We start from the raw sequence: 16,617 nt of genomic DNA, 5'->3' as shown, positions 1-16,617 counted from the left end.
AGTTCCCCTCATTTCCTTTCCGGCCGGCATTCCGTTCTGGGTCGGGATGTCAGCAGCCATTAATGCCGGCTATTGTAACGGAAAAGTCCTGCATCGAAACCGATAACAGCAACAGGCTATGCCTGTGGGCTTCTTCCCTGCGCCAGCTGCCATACCGCCGCCACGTTGCGCGCCGTCACCTGCAGATTGCGATCGGCGTCCGTCAGCGCTTCTTCCAGCGTCACGATGCGATCGAGCACCGAAAACGCCGCATCGATGCCGTGCTGATGCACCACCGAATAATCCGGCGTCAGGCTGCCGGCGATGGCGATCACCGGCACGCCGTGGCGCTTGGCCACCCGCGCCACGCCGATCGGCGTTTTGCCGTGAATCGACTGGCTGTCCAGCCGCCCTTCGCCGGTGATCACCAGATCGGCATCGCGCACCGCCTCATCCAGACGCAGAGTTTCGGTGACGATCTCGATGCCCGGCCGCAAGCGCGCGCTGAGCATGCCGAGCAGTGCCGCCCCCATGCCGCCCGCCGCCCCCGCGCCCGGCTGGGTGAGCACGGCGCGGCCAGTTTCCCGTTCCAGCAGCTCGCCGTAGTGGTGCAGCGCCGCATCGAGCTGCGCCACCATCTCCGGCGTCGCCCCCTTCTGCGGCCCGAACACCGCCGAGGCGCCCTTTTCGCCGCACAGCGGGTTATCGACGTCGCAGGCGGCGGTCACGCTCACCCGTTGCCAGCGCGCGTCCAACCCGGCGAGATCGAGGTGCGCCAGCTGCGCCAGCGCCGCGCCGCCCACCGGCAGCGGGCGACGATCCTTATCCAGCAATTTAACGCCCAGCGCCTGCATCATCCCGGCGCCGCCGTCGTTGGTGGCGCTGCCGCCGATGCCGAGAATGATCGCCTTCACGCCGCGTTCCAGCGCCGCCAACATCAGTTCGCCGGTGCCGTAACTGGTGGTGATGCGCGGATCGCGCCGGCCGGGCGGCGCCAGATGCAGCCCGGAGGCGGCGGCCATTTCAATCACCGCGGTTTCGCCATCGCCCAGCAGGCCATAGAATCCCTGCACCGGCTCCCCCAGCGGCCCGGTGACCGTCACCTGGACGATCTCGCCGCCGGTGGCCGCCACCATCGACTCCACCGTGCCTTCACCGCCATCCGCCATCGGCAACTTCACGTAGTGCGCCTGCGGGTAGATTTGGCGGAATCCCCGCTCGATGGCGTCGGCGACGCCGAGCGCGCTCAGGCTCTCTTTGAAAGAATCCGGGGCAATAACCACTTTTTTCAGCGTTTTCATCACTGTTCCTTATCCCGCCAGGTTAAATACGCCAAACATCAGCGCCGAGATTGCCGCGATGGTGAACCCCACCAGCGTCTCATACGGCAGCAGCTTCAGCCGCTCGTGCACCGCCATATTGACGCTGCCGCCGGTGGCGTGGAAGAAGCTGCCGTGCGGCAGGTGATCCAGCACCGTGGCGCCCGCGTGGATCATCGCCGCGCCGGCTAGCCCGCTCACCCCCAGTTCCAGCAGCGTGGAGCTGAACACCCCGGAGGCGACGGCGGTGCCGGCGGTGGTCGACGCGGTCGCCATCGACATCAGCGCGCCGGACAGCGGCGCCAGCAGCCAGGCCGGCAGCCCGGTGTGCGTTAAGCCGTTAATCAGGACATCCTTCAGCGCCGAGTTGGCGATGATGCCCGCCAGCGTGCCGGTGCCGAGCAGCATGATCGCCACCGGCGCCATGCGCGACAGGCCGGAGACCATAAACTGATTGCACTGGCGAATGCGCCCCATCAACAGCGCGCCCGCCAAACCGCCGGCCGGCAACGCGATCAGCGGATCGACGGCGATCCCGGCGATCGGCCGCAGCGACAGCAGCAGGATCGCCACCAGCGGCGCGCTGATCGCCGCCGCGAAGCCCGGCCGCGCCCCTTCGGCATGCTGAGTCAGCTCTTCGGCCATCACCTTGCTGCCTTTATCGCTCAGGCGGCGCGCCAGCAGATAGGCCACCACCAGGCCGCACAGCCCCGGCACGATGCCGGCCATCATCACCGAGGTGAGCGGCACGTGGAAATTGTCCGCCGCCGCGATGGTGTTCGGGTTGGGCGACATCACGTTGCCGGCCTTGCCGCCACCGATCATCGCCAGCAGGATCGCCGCGCGTGAAATGCCGGCCTTCTGGGCGATCGACAGGGCGATCGGCGCGACGGTGATCACCGCCACGTCGATAAACACCCCCACCGCCGTCAGGATCAGTGTAGCCACCGCCAGCGCCAGCAGCGCGCGGGTTTCGCCCACCTTGCGCACGATGGTTTCGGCGATGGTGTGCGCCGCGCCGGATTCGATCAGCACCCCGGCCAGCACCCCCGCCGCCAGAATGCGCATCACGGCGTTGGTGATGCCCTGCGCCCCACCGATCATCAGCGTCACGGTCTGCACCAGATCGGCGCCGCCGCACAGCCCGCCCGCCAGCGCGCCGGCAATCATGCCGTAAGCCGGCGGCACCTTGCGTAGAATCAGGACGATGGCGACGGCTAACGCCACCAGCGCCCCCAGAGTGGATACGGTTGTCATTGTTGTTTTCTCCGTGGTTGATGTGCAGGCCAACATATCGCGCGCGCCCGGCGCAGACCTGAGGGAAAACAACAAAAAATCGCCGGGGGAACGGCGCGGAATTTGTGGGTTGGCACAATTCAGTCGTGCATCAGCATGCCGATATACAACCGCAGAGCATCGGTTAATTGATTGATTTTCATGCCGGTTATTGCCTCGATGCGCTGCAGGCGATAACGCAGGGTATTGACGTGAATATGCAGCTGCGCGGCGGTCTGCGTCTGATCACAATTCTGCGAAAAATAGTGGCGCAGCGTGCTGCGCAGCACGTTTTTTTCGTCCTGTTCGCCCAGCGTTCGCCAGGGACGCCCCAGCTCTTGCGCGCGCCAGTCCTCCCCGAGATCGCACAGCAGCGACGGCAGCGGATAGTCGTGGTAGAACAGCGTGGCGTGACGCAATTTCAGGCGCTGCGCCATCGCCTGGGTGGCGCGCGCGGTCAGGCTGGAGCGGTAGGCGCTTTGCGGATCGTCGTAGAAACCGCCGACGATCAGCCGCACCCGAAAGCGGTGCTTGAGCTGGTTTTGCAGACGCTGCGCCTGTTGGCGCTCCAGCTTCAAACTCCATTCGCCCTGAGCCATGCAGGCCGGGCGCAACAGAGTCATTTCATTGAAGCCGGTAATGGCGATCAACGCGTCGCGCTGGGTGGCCTCCAGCTCCGCCAACAGCTCGCGCAGCAGGTGCGGCTGCGCCTCTTGCAGTTCGACGATCCAGACGATGCGCGCCTGGCGCAGATCCAACCCCAGATACGCCGCCATCGCCTCCAGCGACGCGGTGTTCGGCTGCGGCTGCAGCAGCTGATTCGCCAGCTCTTCCCGGTAGCGTTTTTCCCACTGGTGCTGATCCAGCAGCGCCGCCTGCTCCACCATCATCTCCGCCGCCATCTTGACCAGCTCGGCGTAGGCGCGCACCTCGGCCGGCTCGCCGGAAATGCCGATCACCCCCACTCGCTGATTACGAAAGCTGAACGGCAGGTTGATGCCAGGCCGCACCCCTTTCAGATGCTCGGCGGTGGCGCGATCGATCTCCACCACCCGATTCTCCGCCAACGCCAGCACCGCGCCCTCATGGCGCTGAAACAGACGCTGCGGATTGCCGGAAGCGATGATCACGCCGTTGCTGTCCATCACGTTGACGGAATGGCTGATGATGCCCATCGCCCGCTGGACGATCTGGCGCGCGGTGGCTTCCGCCAGAAGAGTGGTTTGTCTGAGCATGCCCGGCTCCCTGCTGAGGGTGAAAACGCAGGCTTGTTATACGCCATTTGGCGCGGGCGATTAACGGGCACGGTTGCAACAAGCCGCCGCGATCACAATTTAACGGGAAAACGGCAAAAAAAAACGCCGGGCCACGGGCCCGGCGTCATGCACGATGCGCTTGCGATCAACCGAGGATGGTCGCCAGCTCTGCGCTCACTTCGGCCACCTTGCGGGTGCCGTCGATTTTGCGGTATTGGGTGTTGCCCGCTGCCGCTTCTTTGCTGTAGTAAGAGATCAGCGGCGCGGTCATCTGATGGTATTCCACCAGACGCTTGCGCACGGTCTCTTCCTGATCGTCCTTGCGCGTGGTCAGCTCTTCGCCGGTCACGTCGTCTTTGCCTTCCACCTGCGGCGGATTGAATTTCACGTGGTATACGCGGCCGGATGGCGCGTGCACGCGGCGGCCAACGATGCGGTCAACGATCAGCTCATCCGGCACGTCGAACTCCAGCACGAAGTCCACGTTGATGCCGGCTTCTTTCATCGCGTCAGCCTGCGGAATGGTGCGTGGGAAACCGTCCAGCAGGAAGCCCTTGCGGCAATCTTCCTGAGCGATGCGCTCTTTGACCAGCGCGATCACCAGCTCATCGGTCACCAGCTTGCCGGCGTCCATGATCTCTTTCGCCTGCTTGCCCAGTTCACTGCCGGCCTTCACGGCTGCGCGCAACATATCACCGGTGGAGATTTGCGGAATGCCGTATTTCTCCATGATGAATTGAGCCTGAGTACCTTTACCAGCGCCCGGAGCGCCCAGCAGAATGATACGCATTGCGTAAATCCCCTTGCTATGTAGTTTTTATAAAATTGCGAAAACGCTCAACGATACCATTTCAGGGGGGGCAGGCTCAAGGCGCGCGAAGGAAATCGATTGCGGAATGTGCAAAAAAACCGACGAACAAAAGGCGAGAAAAGGCGGGGAAAAACCGAAAATGCGCCCCTAACGGTGCCGTTAAGGGCGCATATCTTCAACTTTAGGCGGACAGCAACTTGTTCATGCGGCGGATGAACAGGTTCGGATCCTCCAGCGTGCCGCGTTCAGCCAGCAGCGCCTGATCCAATAACAGGTCGATCCACTCGGCGAAATGTTCGTTATCGCCCACGTCGGATGCGCGTTTGACCAGAGCATGTTCCGGATTAAGCTCGAAAATGTACTTCACTTCCGGCGCCTGCTGACCGGCGGCGGCGAACAGCTTGGCCATCTGGGTGCTCATTTCGTCGGCGTCGGTTACCACGATCGCCGGCGTATCGGTCAGGCGGTGCGTCAGGCGCACATCCTTCACGCGATCGCCCAGCAGGGTTTTCACGCGTTCGATGAACGGTTCCAGTTGCTTCTCGGCGGCCTTCTGCTCTTCGGTTTCATCCGCCAGTTTATCCAGCGCTTCATCCGCCTTGCTGACCGACTGGAACGGCTTGCCGTCGAACTCGGTCAGGTAGCTCATCATCCACTCGTCGATGCGATCGGACAGCAGCAGCACTTCGATGCCTTTCTTGCGGAACAGCTCCAGGTGCGGGCTGCTCTTGGCCGCGGCGTAGCTGTCGGCGGTGATGTAGTAAATCTTCTCCTGCCCTTCCGCCATGCGGCCGACGTAGTCTTCCAGCGATACGGTCTGCGCCGAGCTGTCACCGTGGGTAGAGGCGAAGCGCAGCAGTTTGGCGATCGCTTCCTGGTTACCGTTGTCTTCCGCCGGGCCCTCTTTCAGCACCAGACCGAACTGCTGCCAGAATTTCTGGTAGCCTTCGGCGTCGTCTTTGGCCAGCTTATCCAGCATCTGCAACACGCGCTTGGTCAGCGCGCCGCGCAGGTTTTGCGTCACACGGCTGTCTTGCAGGATCTCGCGCGACACGTTCAGCGGCAGATCGTTGGAGTCGATCAGGCCGCGCACGAAGCGCAGGTAGTTCGGCATGAACTGCTCGGCGTCGTCCATGATGAACACGCGCTGCACATACAGCTTCAGGCCATGCTTGTGATCGCGGTTCCACATGTCCCACGGCGCCTGCGCCGGGATGTACAGCAGGCTGGTGTATTCCTGCTTGCCCTCCACCCGGTTGTGGCTCCAGCTCAGCGGATCGGTGAAGTCGTGGGCGATGTGTTTGTAGAACTCTTTGTACTCTTCGTCGGTCACGTCAGCCTTGCTGCGAGTCCACAGGGCCTGCGCCTTGTTGATCTTCTCCCAGGTGACGGTATCGTCTTCTTCGTTCTTGCTTTCGATCTCCACCGGCAAAGCGATGTGATCGGAATATTTGCCGATCACCGAGCGCAGGCGCCAGGCGTCGAGGTACTCATCTTCGCCTTCGCGCAGATGCAGGGTGATTTCGGTGCCGCGGGTCTCTTTGGTGATGTCGGCGATGGTGTAGTCGCCTTCGCCGGCGGACTCCCAGAACACGCCCTCGTCATCGGCGGCGCCGGCGGCGCGGGTGCGCACGGTCACTTTGTCCGCCACGATGAACGCCGAGTAGAAACCGACGCCGAACTGACCGATCAGTTGGCTGTCTTTCGCCTGATCGGAACCGATGGATTCCAGGAACGCTTTAGTGCCTGACTTGGCGATGGTGCCGAGGTTTTCAATCACTTCTTCGCGGCGCATGCCGATGCCGTTGTCGGCGATGGTCAGGGTGCGCTGCTCTTTATCGAAGGACAAACGTACGCGCAGCTCGCCGTCGCCGGCATACAGCTCCGGCGCGGACAGAGCGCGGAAGCGCAGCTTGTCGGCGGCGTCAGAGGCGTTGGAAATCAGCTCACGCAGGAAAATTTCTTTGTTGGAGTACAGCGAATGGATCATCAAATGAAGCAGCTGTTTTACTTCAGACTGGAACCCGCGGGTTTCTTGACCTTTCATACTCATTGATTACCTCAAAAGACAATGGCTACCAAAATCGAACAATGAGGATCAGATGAGGGTCAGGGTGTTGTTTTTCAAGCGGACGGCGGGATTTTTTTGGCAAAAAACAATGGGGCCGGGCGGCCCCATCCGGGAAAACATCAGAACTTGATGGCGTGGCGCCCGGCCAGCGAATGCGACAGCGTGGTGCCATCGACCATCTCCAGCTCGCCGCCCACCGGCACGCCGTGGGCGATGCGGCTGGCGAGCACGCCATACTGGCCGCACATCTCGGCGATGTAGTTGGCGGTCGCCTCCCCTTCCACAGTCGGGTTGGTGGCGAGGATCACTTCGGTGATGCTTTCCTTTTCCAGCCGTTGCTCCAGGCGATCCAGACCGATATCGCCCGGCCCGATGCCGTCCAGCGGCGACAGATGCCCCATCAGCACAAAGTAGCGCCCGGCGAACTGGCCGGTCTGCTCGATGGCGTGGATATCCGCCGGGCTTTCCACCACGCAAATCTGGCCGTTTTGCTGGCGGCGCGGATTGGCGCAGATGGTGCAGACGTCCTGTTCGGTGAAGGTGCGGCAGTCGGCGCAGTGGCCAATCTCCGACATCGCGCGCGTCAACGCCTGCGCCAGGCGCATGCCGCCGCTGCGATCGCGCTGCAGCAGTTGAAACGCCATGCGCTGCGCCGATTTCGGGCCGACGCCCGGCAAACAGCGCAGCGCCTCCATCAGGGATTCAAGGAGCGGGCTGGTTTGCATCAGAACGGCATCTTGAAGCCAGGCGGCAACTGCATGCCGCTGGAGACGGAGGCCATTTTCTCTTTCTGAGTCTCTTCGATGCGGCGCGCGGCGTCGTTAAACGCCGCGGCGATCAGATCTTCCAGCATCTCTTTGTCGTCTTCCATCAGGCTAGGATCGATCTCCACGCGGCGGCAGTTGTGCGCGCCGTTGATGGTGACTTTCACCAGGCCCGCGCCGGATTCGCCGGTCACTTCCAATTTGGCGACTTCTTCCTGCATCTGCTGCATTTTTTCTTGCATTTGCTGGGCTTGCTTCATCAGGTTGCCCAGACCGCCTTTACCAAACATAGTCGTCTCTCGTCGCTAGGGCCGCGCACCTCGCGCGGCGTTTAAAGGGGGCGAATACTCTCTTCATCCAGATCCGCGTCGAAGAATCGGCGCAGCGTCTGAATGTTGGTATCCGCTTCGATGGACTGGCGCGCCTGCGCCAGTTTTTCTTCATAGATGGCTTGTCGCCACTCCAGCGGGGTGCGCCCCGCCGGATTATCGTCCTCCACCACGGTCAGCTCAATCGGGCCGCCGTACAGCTCACCGAGCGCGTCGGCCAGCGTCTTCTGCGCCGAAGGCGAATTCAGATGGCGCTGCGAAGACCGCAGATGGAGGTTAATTTTGCCCGGCTCCGGCTGCTGCTTGAAGGCGTTCAACGCCAGCTGCTGCACCAATTTCGGGATCTTCAGCTTATCGATTTCTGCCGCCCAGGCGTCGCGCTCCAGCGACTCCACCACCAGCTTGGCGGCCAGCTCCGGCGTTTTCTCATGTTCCAACGCCGTGCGCAGCGCTTTCGGCGTCGCCAGCGGTTCCGGCGCCGCTTCCGGCTCGGTTTGCGCGCGCCAGCGATAAGCTTCCGGTTTCGCCGGTTTTTCCGGCACCTTCTTCTCCGCCAGGCGCTGCTGGCTGCGCTCGGTCACCGAAGCCAAACGCCCCAGCGCCGAGTTTGCCGGCCGCGCTATTCCTGGCGCCGCCGGCTCATTCTTTTTTGGTGTGGATGCTCCCTGCTGCCGTTGCAGCTGGGACCGCGCTTTCAACAGCTGGGCGGTGGCATCCGGTAAAGGAGTCGATGATTGTCGCTGCGGCGCGGCCGGCTGCCCTAGCGGCGGCGGCGCGTCCTGAAACTGCGGCGGCTGTGGCGATGCGGCGGCCTGCGGCTGCGCCATCGGCGCCGGCGCGGTCTGCACCAACGCCACCGGCTCCGGGATCACCGCTTTCGGGTGAAACGCCAGCGCGCGCAGTAGGGTCATCTCAACCCCCATGCGGCGATCCGGCGCATAGGCCAGCTCTTTGCGGCCCACCAACAGCGTCTGGTAGTAAAGTTGCACATCGGCCGGCGGCAGGGTGCGCGCCAGCTCGCGCAGCCGTTGCTCCACGGCGGCGTATTGGTTGTCGAGCATCGAAGGCAACAGCTGCACCATCGCAATGCGATGCAGCAGCGCCAGCGTCTCCACCAGCAAGTTTTCCCAGTCCACACCGCGCGAAGCGGCCTGCGCGACCTGCGCCATCACCTTTTCGCCGTCGGCGCTGACCAGCGCTTCGAGGATCGCCAGCGGCTGCTCGTCATCGAGCGTGCCGAGCATCTGGCTGACGGTGGCGGCGGTCACCTGCCCCTGCCCCATGGCGATCGCCTGATCGGTCAGGCTCAGCGCGTCGCGCATGCTGCCATCGGCGGCGCGCGCCAGCAGCTGCAGCGCGCGGGCGTCGCTGGTGATCTGCTCCGCCGTCAGCACCGTTTCCAGCTGCTGACGGATCTGATCGACGTCCAGCGCTTTGAGGTGGAACTGCAGACAGCGCGAGAGAATGGTCACCGGCAGCTTTTGCGGATCGGTGGTGGCCAACAGGAATTTGACGTGCGGCGGCGGCTCTTCCAGCGTCTTCAGCAAGGCGTTGAAGCTGTGGCGCGAGAGCATGTGCACTTCATCGATCAGGTAGACCTTGAAGCGGCCGCGCGCCGGCGCGTACTGGACGTTGTCCAGCAGATCGCGGGTATCTTCCACCTTGGTTCGGGAAGCGGCGTCGATCTCGATCAGATCGACAAAGCGTCCCTGCTCGATCTCGCGGCAGTTGTCGCATTGGCCACATGGCGTGGCGGTGATGCCGGTTTCACAGTTCAGGCCTTTGGCCAGCAAGCGGGCGATGGTGGTTTTTCCCACGCCGCGCGTGCCCGAGAACAGATAGGCGTGATGGATCCGCCCCAGTGAGAGGCCGTTGGCCAGCGCGGTCAGGACATGTTCCTGGCCGACCACGTCTGCGAACGTTTGAGGGCGCCACTTACGGGCGAGAACCTGATAGCTCATTAATACCGGAGAAGTCGAGGAATCTGGAGGGTCATGCTAACACAGCCCCGCGGCGATCCGCGAGGCCGTTGTGCCCGAGGGGCGATGCCGCATCAATGACCGGCGAAATCCACCAGGCAGTAGCAATCGATGCCCAGCTTGTTCAGACGCGCTTCCCCGCCCAGATCCGGCAGGTTGATGATGAACGCGGCATCGTTCACTTCACCGCCCAGGCGGCGGATCAGTTTGGTGGTCGCTTCGATGGTGCCGCCAGTCGCCAGCAGATCGTCCACCACCAGCACTTTGTCACCCGCGGTGATGGCATCGGTGTGGATCTCCAGCTTGTCGGTGCCGTACTCCAGCTCATAGCTTTCGCTGAGCGTGGCGCGCGGCAGTTTGCCCGGTTTGCGCACCGGCACGAAACCGACGCCCAGCGCCAGCGCGACGGGCGCGCCGAACAGGAAACCACGCGCTTCGGTACCCACCACCTTGGTCACGCCCGCTTCGCGATAGCGCTCAACCAGCAGCTCGATGCTGGCGGCATAGGCCAACGGGTTTTCCAGCAGGCTGGTCACGTCGCGGAACAGGATGCCCGGCTTCGGATAATCCGGGATGGTTTTGATACTGTCTTTAATAAACTGAAGCTGCTGCGCAGTAGCGGTCATAATTGTTGCCTGATAAAACTGCCTGAAAACCGGCGCGCCGCTCACCCGCCGCCCCCGGGAGAAACACACCGGAGAAGAAATGGCAGGCGATCCGCGCACGAAAACGCCCAAATCTATGCAAACTGGCGGACAAATGCAACCAGCGGCGCACAATCAGCGCTGTTTTTGTTGCGGCAGGTCAATAACCGGCAGACGCAGCATAAAGGTCAGCAAAATGGCCAGCATCAGCAGCAACAGCCCGCGCACCCACCAGATTTTCACCAGCCACAGCGAACAGGCGAAGGTCAGCACGATCACCAGCACCGCCTTCCACTTCGCCCCCGGCGGCAGCGCGCGATGCTGCTGCCAGTGGCGCAGGTAAGGGCCGAACCAGGAACGGTGCAGCAGCCAGTGATGAAAGCGCGGCGAAGAGCGGGCGAAACACCAGGCGGCCAACAGCAGGAACGGCGTGGTCGGCAGCAGCGGCAGCACCACGCCCAACGTCGCCAGCACCACCGCCAGCCAGCCCAAAATGATCAATAACCCACGCGTCATGCGGCTCTTCGCTCCTCAACCGGTTGCGGCTTACTGTAGCATCGGCGCCGCGCCGGCGGAATATGCATGCGGCGCTTGTTTCACAGCAGCATCGCGGGCAAGCTTACGCCTGTTGAAATCAAGAGGGAGCTTATGTGAGCACTCAGCGTCTATTACAGGTGTTGGCACAGCAGATCGCGGCGCTGGCGGCCGAAGTGACCCCGCGCGGCGACGTTCCGATCCCGCAGGCGCGCTTCGACGCCGCCCTGTTCGCCAATCGCGGCACGCGGCTGCGCGACTACCTGGCCGAGGTGGAGAAGAATTTCGCCCAGCTGCAAAGCGCCGCCAACGACAACCGCACCAGCCAGGTGGCCTTTCTGGCCGAAAAACTGGTGGCTCAGATCGCCGCCCTGCAGCGCGAGCTGGCGACCCAGGCGCTGCGGCGCAAGAACCAGCCGAAAGAAGCCCCCGAGGCCGATCTGTACCACAAGCTGGCCGAACATCAGGACTACGAACGCCGGCTGATCGCCATGATTCAGGATCGGGAAAGCCTGCTCGGCCGCCAAACCACGCTGGCGGCGCAGCAAAAACTGCAGCACGAGCTGGCGGCGCTGGAGGGGCGGCTGATGCGCTGTCGTCAGGCGTTGGCGCGCATCGAGCGCAATATCGAGCGCAAAGAAAACGGTTTTTGAAGATTTATCACAATATTTTAATGATTATTCCCGGTTGCGCGCCGGGTTCACTATACTCTGCCGGTACGCGAGTTATTCATCCCATTAATTAATAAGCGCAGGTGCTATGTCTCTGGAAAACGCCTCACCCGAACTGCAGCTGGCGGTAGACTTGATTTACCTGCTGGAATGCAACGAGATCGATCCGGTCACCGCACTGGCGGCGCTGGATATCGTCAAACGAGATTATCAGGAAAAGCTGCAGCGCGCCGGCGTCACCTCGCCCTATCTGCCCGCCGGACAGTAACCAGGGACAGCGCCGCTGTCCCTTTCGTCCTTCAACGTTCATCAGCCCGCCGTCTGGCCGCCGTCGTCCGGCGACAGCGTTCTTTTCACTTCCTGCACTTCGTTGCCCTGCTGGTTATGCAGATACACCTCCAGCTGGTTGAAGGCGATGTCGATGCCGTTTTCCCGGCACAAGCGGTCGATTGAGCGATTCAGTTCGTCCACCGTGTAGCTGCGATCGCGCAGTTCGCGCACATAGAGCCGCAGTTCGTGATCCAGCGTGCTGGCGCCGAAGTTGAGGAAAAACACCTGCGGTTCGGGATCGGTCATCACCCGCGGGTTGTCGTGCGCCGCCTGCAGCAGCACCTTTTTCACCTTGTCGAGATCGGAGCCGTAGGCCACGCCGACCTTGATCAGCACGCGAGTGATGGTGTCGGATAGCGACCAGTTGATCAGCCGCTCGGTGACGAACGCCTTGTTCGGAATGATCACCTCTTTGCGATCGAAGTCGGTAATGGTGGTGGCGCGAATGCGGATCTTGCTGACCGAACCGGAGAAGGTGCCGATGGTGATGGTATCGCCGATGCGGATCGGGCGTTCGAACAGAATGATCAGGCCGGAGACGAAGTTGGCGAAGATCTCCTGCAACCCGAAGCCCAGCCCGACCGTCAGACCGGCGGCCAGCCATTGCAGTTTGTCCCAGGAGACGCCGAGCGATCCCAGCGCCACCACGGCGCCCACAGCGGTAATCAGGTAAGTGAGCACGGTGGTGATGGCATAGGACGCCCCCTGCCGCAGCTGCAGCCGCGACAGCACCACCACCTCCAGCAGACCAGGCAAGTTGCGGGTGAGCACGTAGGCGACGATCACTGCGGCGATCGCCACCATCATGTTGCCCAGCGTCACCGCCTGCGCCACGCTGCTGCCCGCCACGGTGCTGGTGTAATGCCACAGCGTGATGCTGTCCAGATAAGCGATGACCGTCACCAGATCCGACCAAATGGCATAGAAGGCGCTGGCGAAGATGGCGAACAGCACCAGGGTGGTCAGGCGCAGCGACTGCTGGTTGATCTGATCGAGCGCCAGCGGCGGCTCTTCCACCACCGGTTCACCGCCTTCGGCTCCTTCTTTCGCCACGTTTTGCCGCCGCGCCAACGCGCGCCGGTAGGCCAGACGCCGCGCCGCCACGCTCAGGCCACGCAGCGCGGTCAGGTACACGATATTCCACAGGAAAAACAGATACAGGCTGTCTATCCAGCGGCTGGCCAGTCGCAGCGTGGTATAGAAGTAACCGGCGAACATCAGCCCCAGCAGGATCAGCGGCGTGGCGGCTATGGCAGTAACCACCATCAGCCGCACGGCGTGCGAGCCCTTTTCGCGCCAGCTGTCGCGACACAGCGGGAACACCAGCACCGCGAGCAGCGCCAGCGTCAGCATCACCACGATCTGGCCGATAACGTCTTCCACCAGGCGCAGCGGCGCTTTTTCGCCCAATACCGACCAGAAGATCAGCGGCTGCAGCGCCAATCCCAGCCGCAGCGTCTGCCGGCGGTAATGCGCGCACAGATTGGCGCCGAAGTTGAAATGCCGCTCGGCAATGCCGCCCGGTTTCAGCATGCGATAGCTGAAGCCGAACACCAGCCACGACAGCGCCAGCTGCTGCGACAATGCCCAGATAAAGTCGCTGATGCCGAAATCGGCGCGATACATCCAGAAACCGACGCCGAGCAGCAGCGCGGCGCCGGGCAATACCTTCAGCAAGGTCAGCGCGATAGCCTTCGGCGTATGCAGTTGGCCGTCGCGCTTCAGTTGCCCCACATCGCTGGCCAGCTTTTGTAAATGGCCGTCGATCAGCCGGTAGCGCCAGCGCAATACCCCGATCGCCAACAGCATCGGGATCAGGAACACCAGCGCATTCAACCCGCCCTGCACCAGCTTGCCGCCGTCGAATTTGATATCTAGCCCGGCAAGCTGATCGCGCACCGCCTCTGGCATCGCCTTCAGCCACGCCAGATCGACCGGCTTGTTGCTGTTGACCCAGAAGATCTGCTGGGTCAGCGTATCCTGCAACGAACCGTAGACGCTGGTGAGCTGCTGCTGATTGATCTGCAGGTTGATCGACAGCGACAGCTGGTTGCTGAGCTGTTTGTTCAGCTGATCCAACAGCTCGCGGCGCATGTCGACGATCTCGTTCAACGCGTCGATCACTTCCGGGCCGGCCTTTTCCTTGCTTTCGGCCACCAGCTGGTTGATGTAATCCTCCCCCTTGAACAGATCGTCGCGTTGCTGATTGATATCGAACTGCTCCAGCCGCAAATCGGCGATGCGCGTGTCCATATCCGCCAACAGCGTGCCCTGCGGCAGGCTCTGCTGCTGCTGATACAGGATGCGCGACAGCACCAGGCTGCCCTTCAGCACCTGGATCTGCTCTTTCAGGTTACGCTCCGCCTGCAGCCCGCGATCGAGCCAGTTTTTGACCCGAATATTCTGCTGGAACAGGGTGTTGCTCTCTTCGGTGGCGGCAATCAGCCGCTGGCTCAGCTGGCGGTTGACGTCCAGCTGCTTGCTGACCAGCTGATCGTGCTGGATATCGGTGGCGTCTTCCGGGTTCTGCGCCTCTTTGGCGGTCTTTTCAGACAGCGTCAACCGCTTGCTGTTGACGATCTCCTGCAGCAACTGCACTGACTTATCCAGCGCGTCGATATGCGCCGTGGTGTAGTCGCGCTGCTTTTGCAGCAGATCCTGCAGCGTGGTATTGGCTTCCAGGCTCTTGCGCTGCAGCTCCAGCTGCGCATTGAGCAGCGCCTGCTCGGTGCTCAGCATCACCTGTTGACTGTTGCGCAGCGAATCTTGCCCCGGCGTCTGGCCGCTGAGCTGGCTGCGGATCTCCTGCAGGCGCTGCGAGGCGGCGTACATGGTGCTTTGTACCCGCTCGGGCTGGGTTTGCAGCGACACCAGTTGGCTGTTGTAGGTGGAGAGGCTCTCCTGCGCGCTTTGCAGCTCGTCGAGCGTTTGATACAGCCGGCTTTCCAACTGGCGCAGCGACAACGGCAACAGCGCAGCGCGCGCCGCCGCATTGTCCACCGGCTGCTTCAGCGCATCCAGTTCGGCAGTGACCTGATTGAGCTTCGCCGGCGCCTGCTGCACCTGCTGTTTAAGCTGCGCGGCGTCTTGCCGGTTGCGCTCGAGGGCGTCCAGCAGCTCCAGCGTGCGGGTTAAATCCTGTTGGGACAGCTTTTCGACCGGCGTCAGGGCTTTTTGCTTGCTCAGCGTTTCCAGCTGGCTTTGCACTTCGCTGCGCTGCGGCAGATCGCCGTTCAGCGCCGCCTGTGTCGGCAAGCTCAGCGCGCAAATCAGGAAAAGAAGTGTCGCGGCGGCGATGCGCCGCCGGCATGCGCCGACAAACGAGCGCGGCGCCAGAGAGGGCAGAGTCAACCAGCGATGCATGATTTAGCTTCGGAATCGGTTAAGAAGCCTGAAGATTATCACGACAGCCGGCAGGCAACGAACAACAAAAGCGTTGCCGGTGATGTCCCATTGTCGCGAAATCAGAAAGTCAGCACTTTCTCCGCCGCCAGCGTCCACTGCGCCAGCTCGACCAGCGTGCCGATCGCCACGCCGTCCGCCAGCGGCAAGCGGCTGACGCCGCGCGCGTCGGCGCAGGTCTTGCACAGCTTGACCGGCACCTGCTGCGCGGTGAGGATTTCCAGCATCTGCTGCAGGTGGTACCCCTCGTGCGGCTGCTGCCCGGCCAACCCGGCCACCACCGCATCGGACATCAGAAACAGCCGCAGATCGAGACTGCTCTGCTGCTCTTTCATGGCGATGGCCAACCGCAGCGCATTGAACAAGGATTCGTGGCCATAGGCGGCGCCATTGGCGATGAGAACGACTGATGACATGAAATCTCTCCTTATAAAGGCAGGGAGCCGGCGTTGGGCGGTGCTGCCGTCGGCATATCGGATCTGAGGCGCAAGGTGGGGCAAAACTGCAGCATCTCCAAAAACGCATCCACCAGCGCTTCGGCTTCGGCCCGCAAATCGAAACTTTCCGGCATAAACAGCCAGTTTTCCAGCAGGCCGGTGATATAACCGCGCAGGATGATCGCCGCGCGACGAGTGTGCAGATCGGCCGGCAATTGCCCGTGGTGAATGCAGTTGTACAGCACCGCTTCGATGCGTTCGTAACCGGCGAGGTACAGCACCTTGCGCGAATCCAGCAGCGGCATCATTTCACCGACAAACTCGCATTTGTGGAATATAATTTCCATCAACGCCCGCCTGCGGCCGTCTTCAACCGTAGACGTCAGAACGTAAATCAGAATTTCCCGGATAACCCGCAGTGGATTATCGGGAAACTTTGCCTGATACTCTGTTTCGAGCTGGTCAATTTTCGGCTCGGTAGATTCCCAAACTTCATTAAACAGGTCTACCTTATTCTTGAAGTGCCAGTAAATGGCTCCACGCGTAACCCCAGCAGCGGTGGCAATATCTGTCAGTGACGTTGCAGCAACGCCACGTTCAGAGAACTCTCTCACCGCAGCATCGAGGATTTGCTGTCGGGTTTCTTGCGCCTGCTGTTTGGTTTTTCGTGCCATGGCATTGTTATTTAGGGGGAGTGTGATTTACATACATTCGCGAATGTATGTACCATAGCACGCACATATAATTAACGCAGCAATGGGTTTTAAAGCTTGTGATCCATTGATCATTTTGAAATCGGACACTTGAGGTTTTTCT

General features: G+C 61.9%; 15 protein-coding genes and 1 other annotated feature. Of the genes, 2 read left to right on the top strand and 13 right to left on the bottom strand.

The annotated features are described in order from the left end of the window. Positions 1-116: 116 nt before the first annotated feature. The 10 genes from AC2CGI_RS19045 to AC2CGI_RS19000 all read right to left on the bottom strand — a co-directional run bounded on the left by AC2CGI_RS19045 (position 117) and on the right by AC2CGI_RS19000 (position 10,943). Positions 117-1,280 (bottom strand): glycerate kinase, encoded by a 1,164-nt coding sequence (locus AC2CGI_RS19045; RefSeq protein ID WP_015376869.1) that lies wholly within the window; start codon positions 1,278-1,280, stop codon positions 117-119. A 9-nt stretch (positions 1,281-1,289) separates the two neighbouring features. Further along, entirely contained in the window at positions 1,290-2,555 is a 1,266-nt protein-coding gene (locus AC2CGI_RS19040) for a GntP family permease (protein ID WP_015376868.1), read from the bottom strand. A 119-nt stretch (positions 2,556-2,674) separates the two neighbouring features. Further along, a complete protein-coding gene (locus tag AC2CGI_RS19035; RefSeq protein ID WP_015376867.1) occupies positions 2,675-3,808 on the bottom strand; it encodes a sugar diacid recognition domain-containing protein in 1,134 nt (377 codons plus the stop codon). 166 nt (positions 3,809-3,974) lie between these two features. Further along, positions 3,975-4,619 (bottom strand): adenylate kinase, encoded by a 645-nt coding sequence (gene adk, locus AC2CGI_RS19030; protein WP_004940261.1) that lies wholly within the window; start codon positions 4,617-4,619, stop codon positions 3,975-3,977. Between the two features lie 202 nt (positions 4,620-4,821). Continuing rightward, entirely contained in the window at positions 4,822-6,687 is a 1,866-nt protein-coding gene (htpG, locus tag AC2CGI_RS19025; protein WP_021504664.1) for a molecular chaperone HtpG, read from the bottom strand. 143 nt (positions 6,688-6,830) lie between these two features. After that, a complete protein-coding gene (gene recR / locus AC2CGI_RS19020) occupies positions 6,831-7,436 on the bottom strand; it encodes a recombination mediator RecR (protein ID WP_004940263.1) in 606 nt (201 codons plus the stop codon). Further along, entirely contained in the window at positions 7,436-7,765 is a 330-nt protein-coding gene (locus AC2CGI_RS19015; RefSeq protein WP_004940264.1) for a YbaB/EbfC family nucleoid-associated protein, read from the bottom strand. The genes recR and AC2CGI_RS19015 overlap by 1 nt, the downstream gene beginning before the upstream one ends. 41 nt (positions 7,766-7,806) lie before the next feature. Beyond that, positions 7,807-9,765: a DNA polymerase III subunit gamma/tau gene (dnaX, locus tag AC2CGI_RS19010; RefSeq protein ID WP_015376865.1), complete on the bottom strand. Its 1,959-nt coding sequence runs from the start codon at positions 9,763-9,765 to the stop codon at positions 7,807-7,809. Then, positions 8,410-8,474 (bottom strand) — a sequence feature (DnaX frameshifting element). It overlaps the preceding gene by 65 nt. Positions 9,766-9,857: 92 nt before the next feature. Then, positions 9,858-10,409 (bottom strand): adenine phosphoribosyltransferase, encoded by a 552-nt coding sequence (gene apt / locus AC2CGI_RS19005; RefSeq protein WP_015376864.1) that lies wholly within the window; start codon positions 10,407-10,409, stop codon positions 9,858-9,860. Between the two features lie 153 nt (positions 10,410-10,562). Continuing rightward, the gene (locus tag AC2CGI_RS19000; RefSeq protein ID WP_004940275.1) at positions 10,563-10,943 is read right to left on the bottom strand and encodes a DUF454 family protein; all 381 of its coding nucleotides are present in this window, start codon (positions 10,941-10,943) and stop codon (positions 10,563-10,565) included. 134 nt (positions 10,944-11,077) lie between these two features. Between AC2CGI_RS19000 and priC the strand changes: the two genes are divergently transcribed. Both priC and rsmS read left to right on the top strand, forming a co-directional pair. Beyond that, on the top strand, positions 11,078-11,614 hold the full coding sequence (gene priC, locus AC2CGI_RS18995; RefSeq protein WP_004940276.1) for a primosomal replication protein PriC: 537 nt from the start codon (positions 11,078-11,080) through the stop codon (positions 11,612-11,614). Positions 11,615-11,720: 106 nt separating this feature from the next. Continuing rightward, complete coding sequence (rsmS, locus tag AC2CGI_RS18990) at positions 11,721-11,900, top strand: pleiotropic regulatory protein RsmS (protein WP_004940278.1); 180 nt, start codon at positions 11,721-11,723, stop codon at positions 11,898-11,900. Positions 11,901-11,941: 41 nt separating this feature from the next. Here the strand turns inward: rsmS and mscK are convergent, their stop codons facing one another. From mscK to acrR, 3 genes are all read right to left on the bottom strand, one after another. Beyond that, positions 11,942-15,325: a mechanosensitive channel MscK gene (gene mscK / locus AC2CGI_RS18985; RefSeq protein ID WP_076740501.1), complete on the bottom strand. Its 3,384-nt coding sequence runs from the start codon at positions 15,323-15,325 to the stop codon at positions 11,942-11,944. 101 nt (positions 15,326-15,426) lie between these two features. Then, entirely contained in the window at positions 15,427-15,780 is a 354-nt protein-coding gene (locus AC2CGI_RS18980) for a DsrE/DsrF/TusD sulfur relay family protein (RefSeq protein ID WP_004940282.1), read from the bottom strand. A gap of 11 nt (positions 15,781-15,791) precedes the next feature. Beyond that, the gene (gene acrR / locus AC2CGI_RS18975) at positions 15,792-16,475 is read right to left on the bottom strand and encodes a multidrug efflux transporter transcriptional repressor AcrR (RefSeq protein ID WP_049810854.1); all 684 of its coding nucleotides are present in this window, start codon (positions 16,473-16,475) and stop codon (positions 15,792-15,794) included. Positions 16,476-16,617 lie beyond the last annotated feature (142 nt).

It is taken from the genome of Serratia sp. LSHTC3, assembly GCF_057197125.1.
Note: the sequence above shows the minus strand (reverse complement) of the source record. Positions and strands in the feature narration are given on the sequence as shown.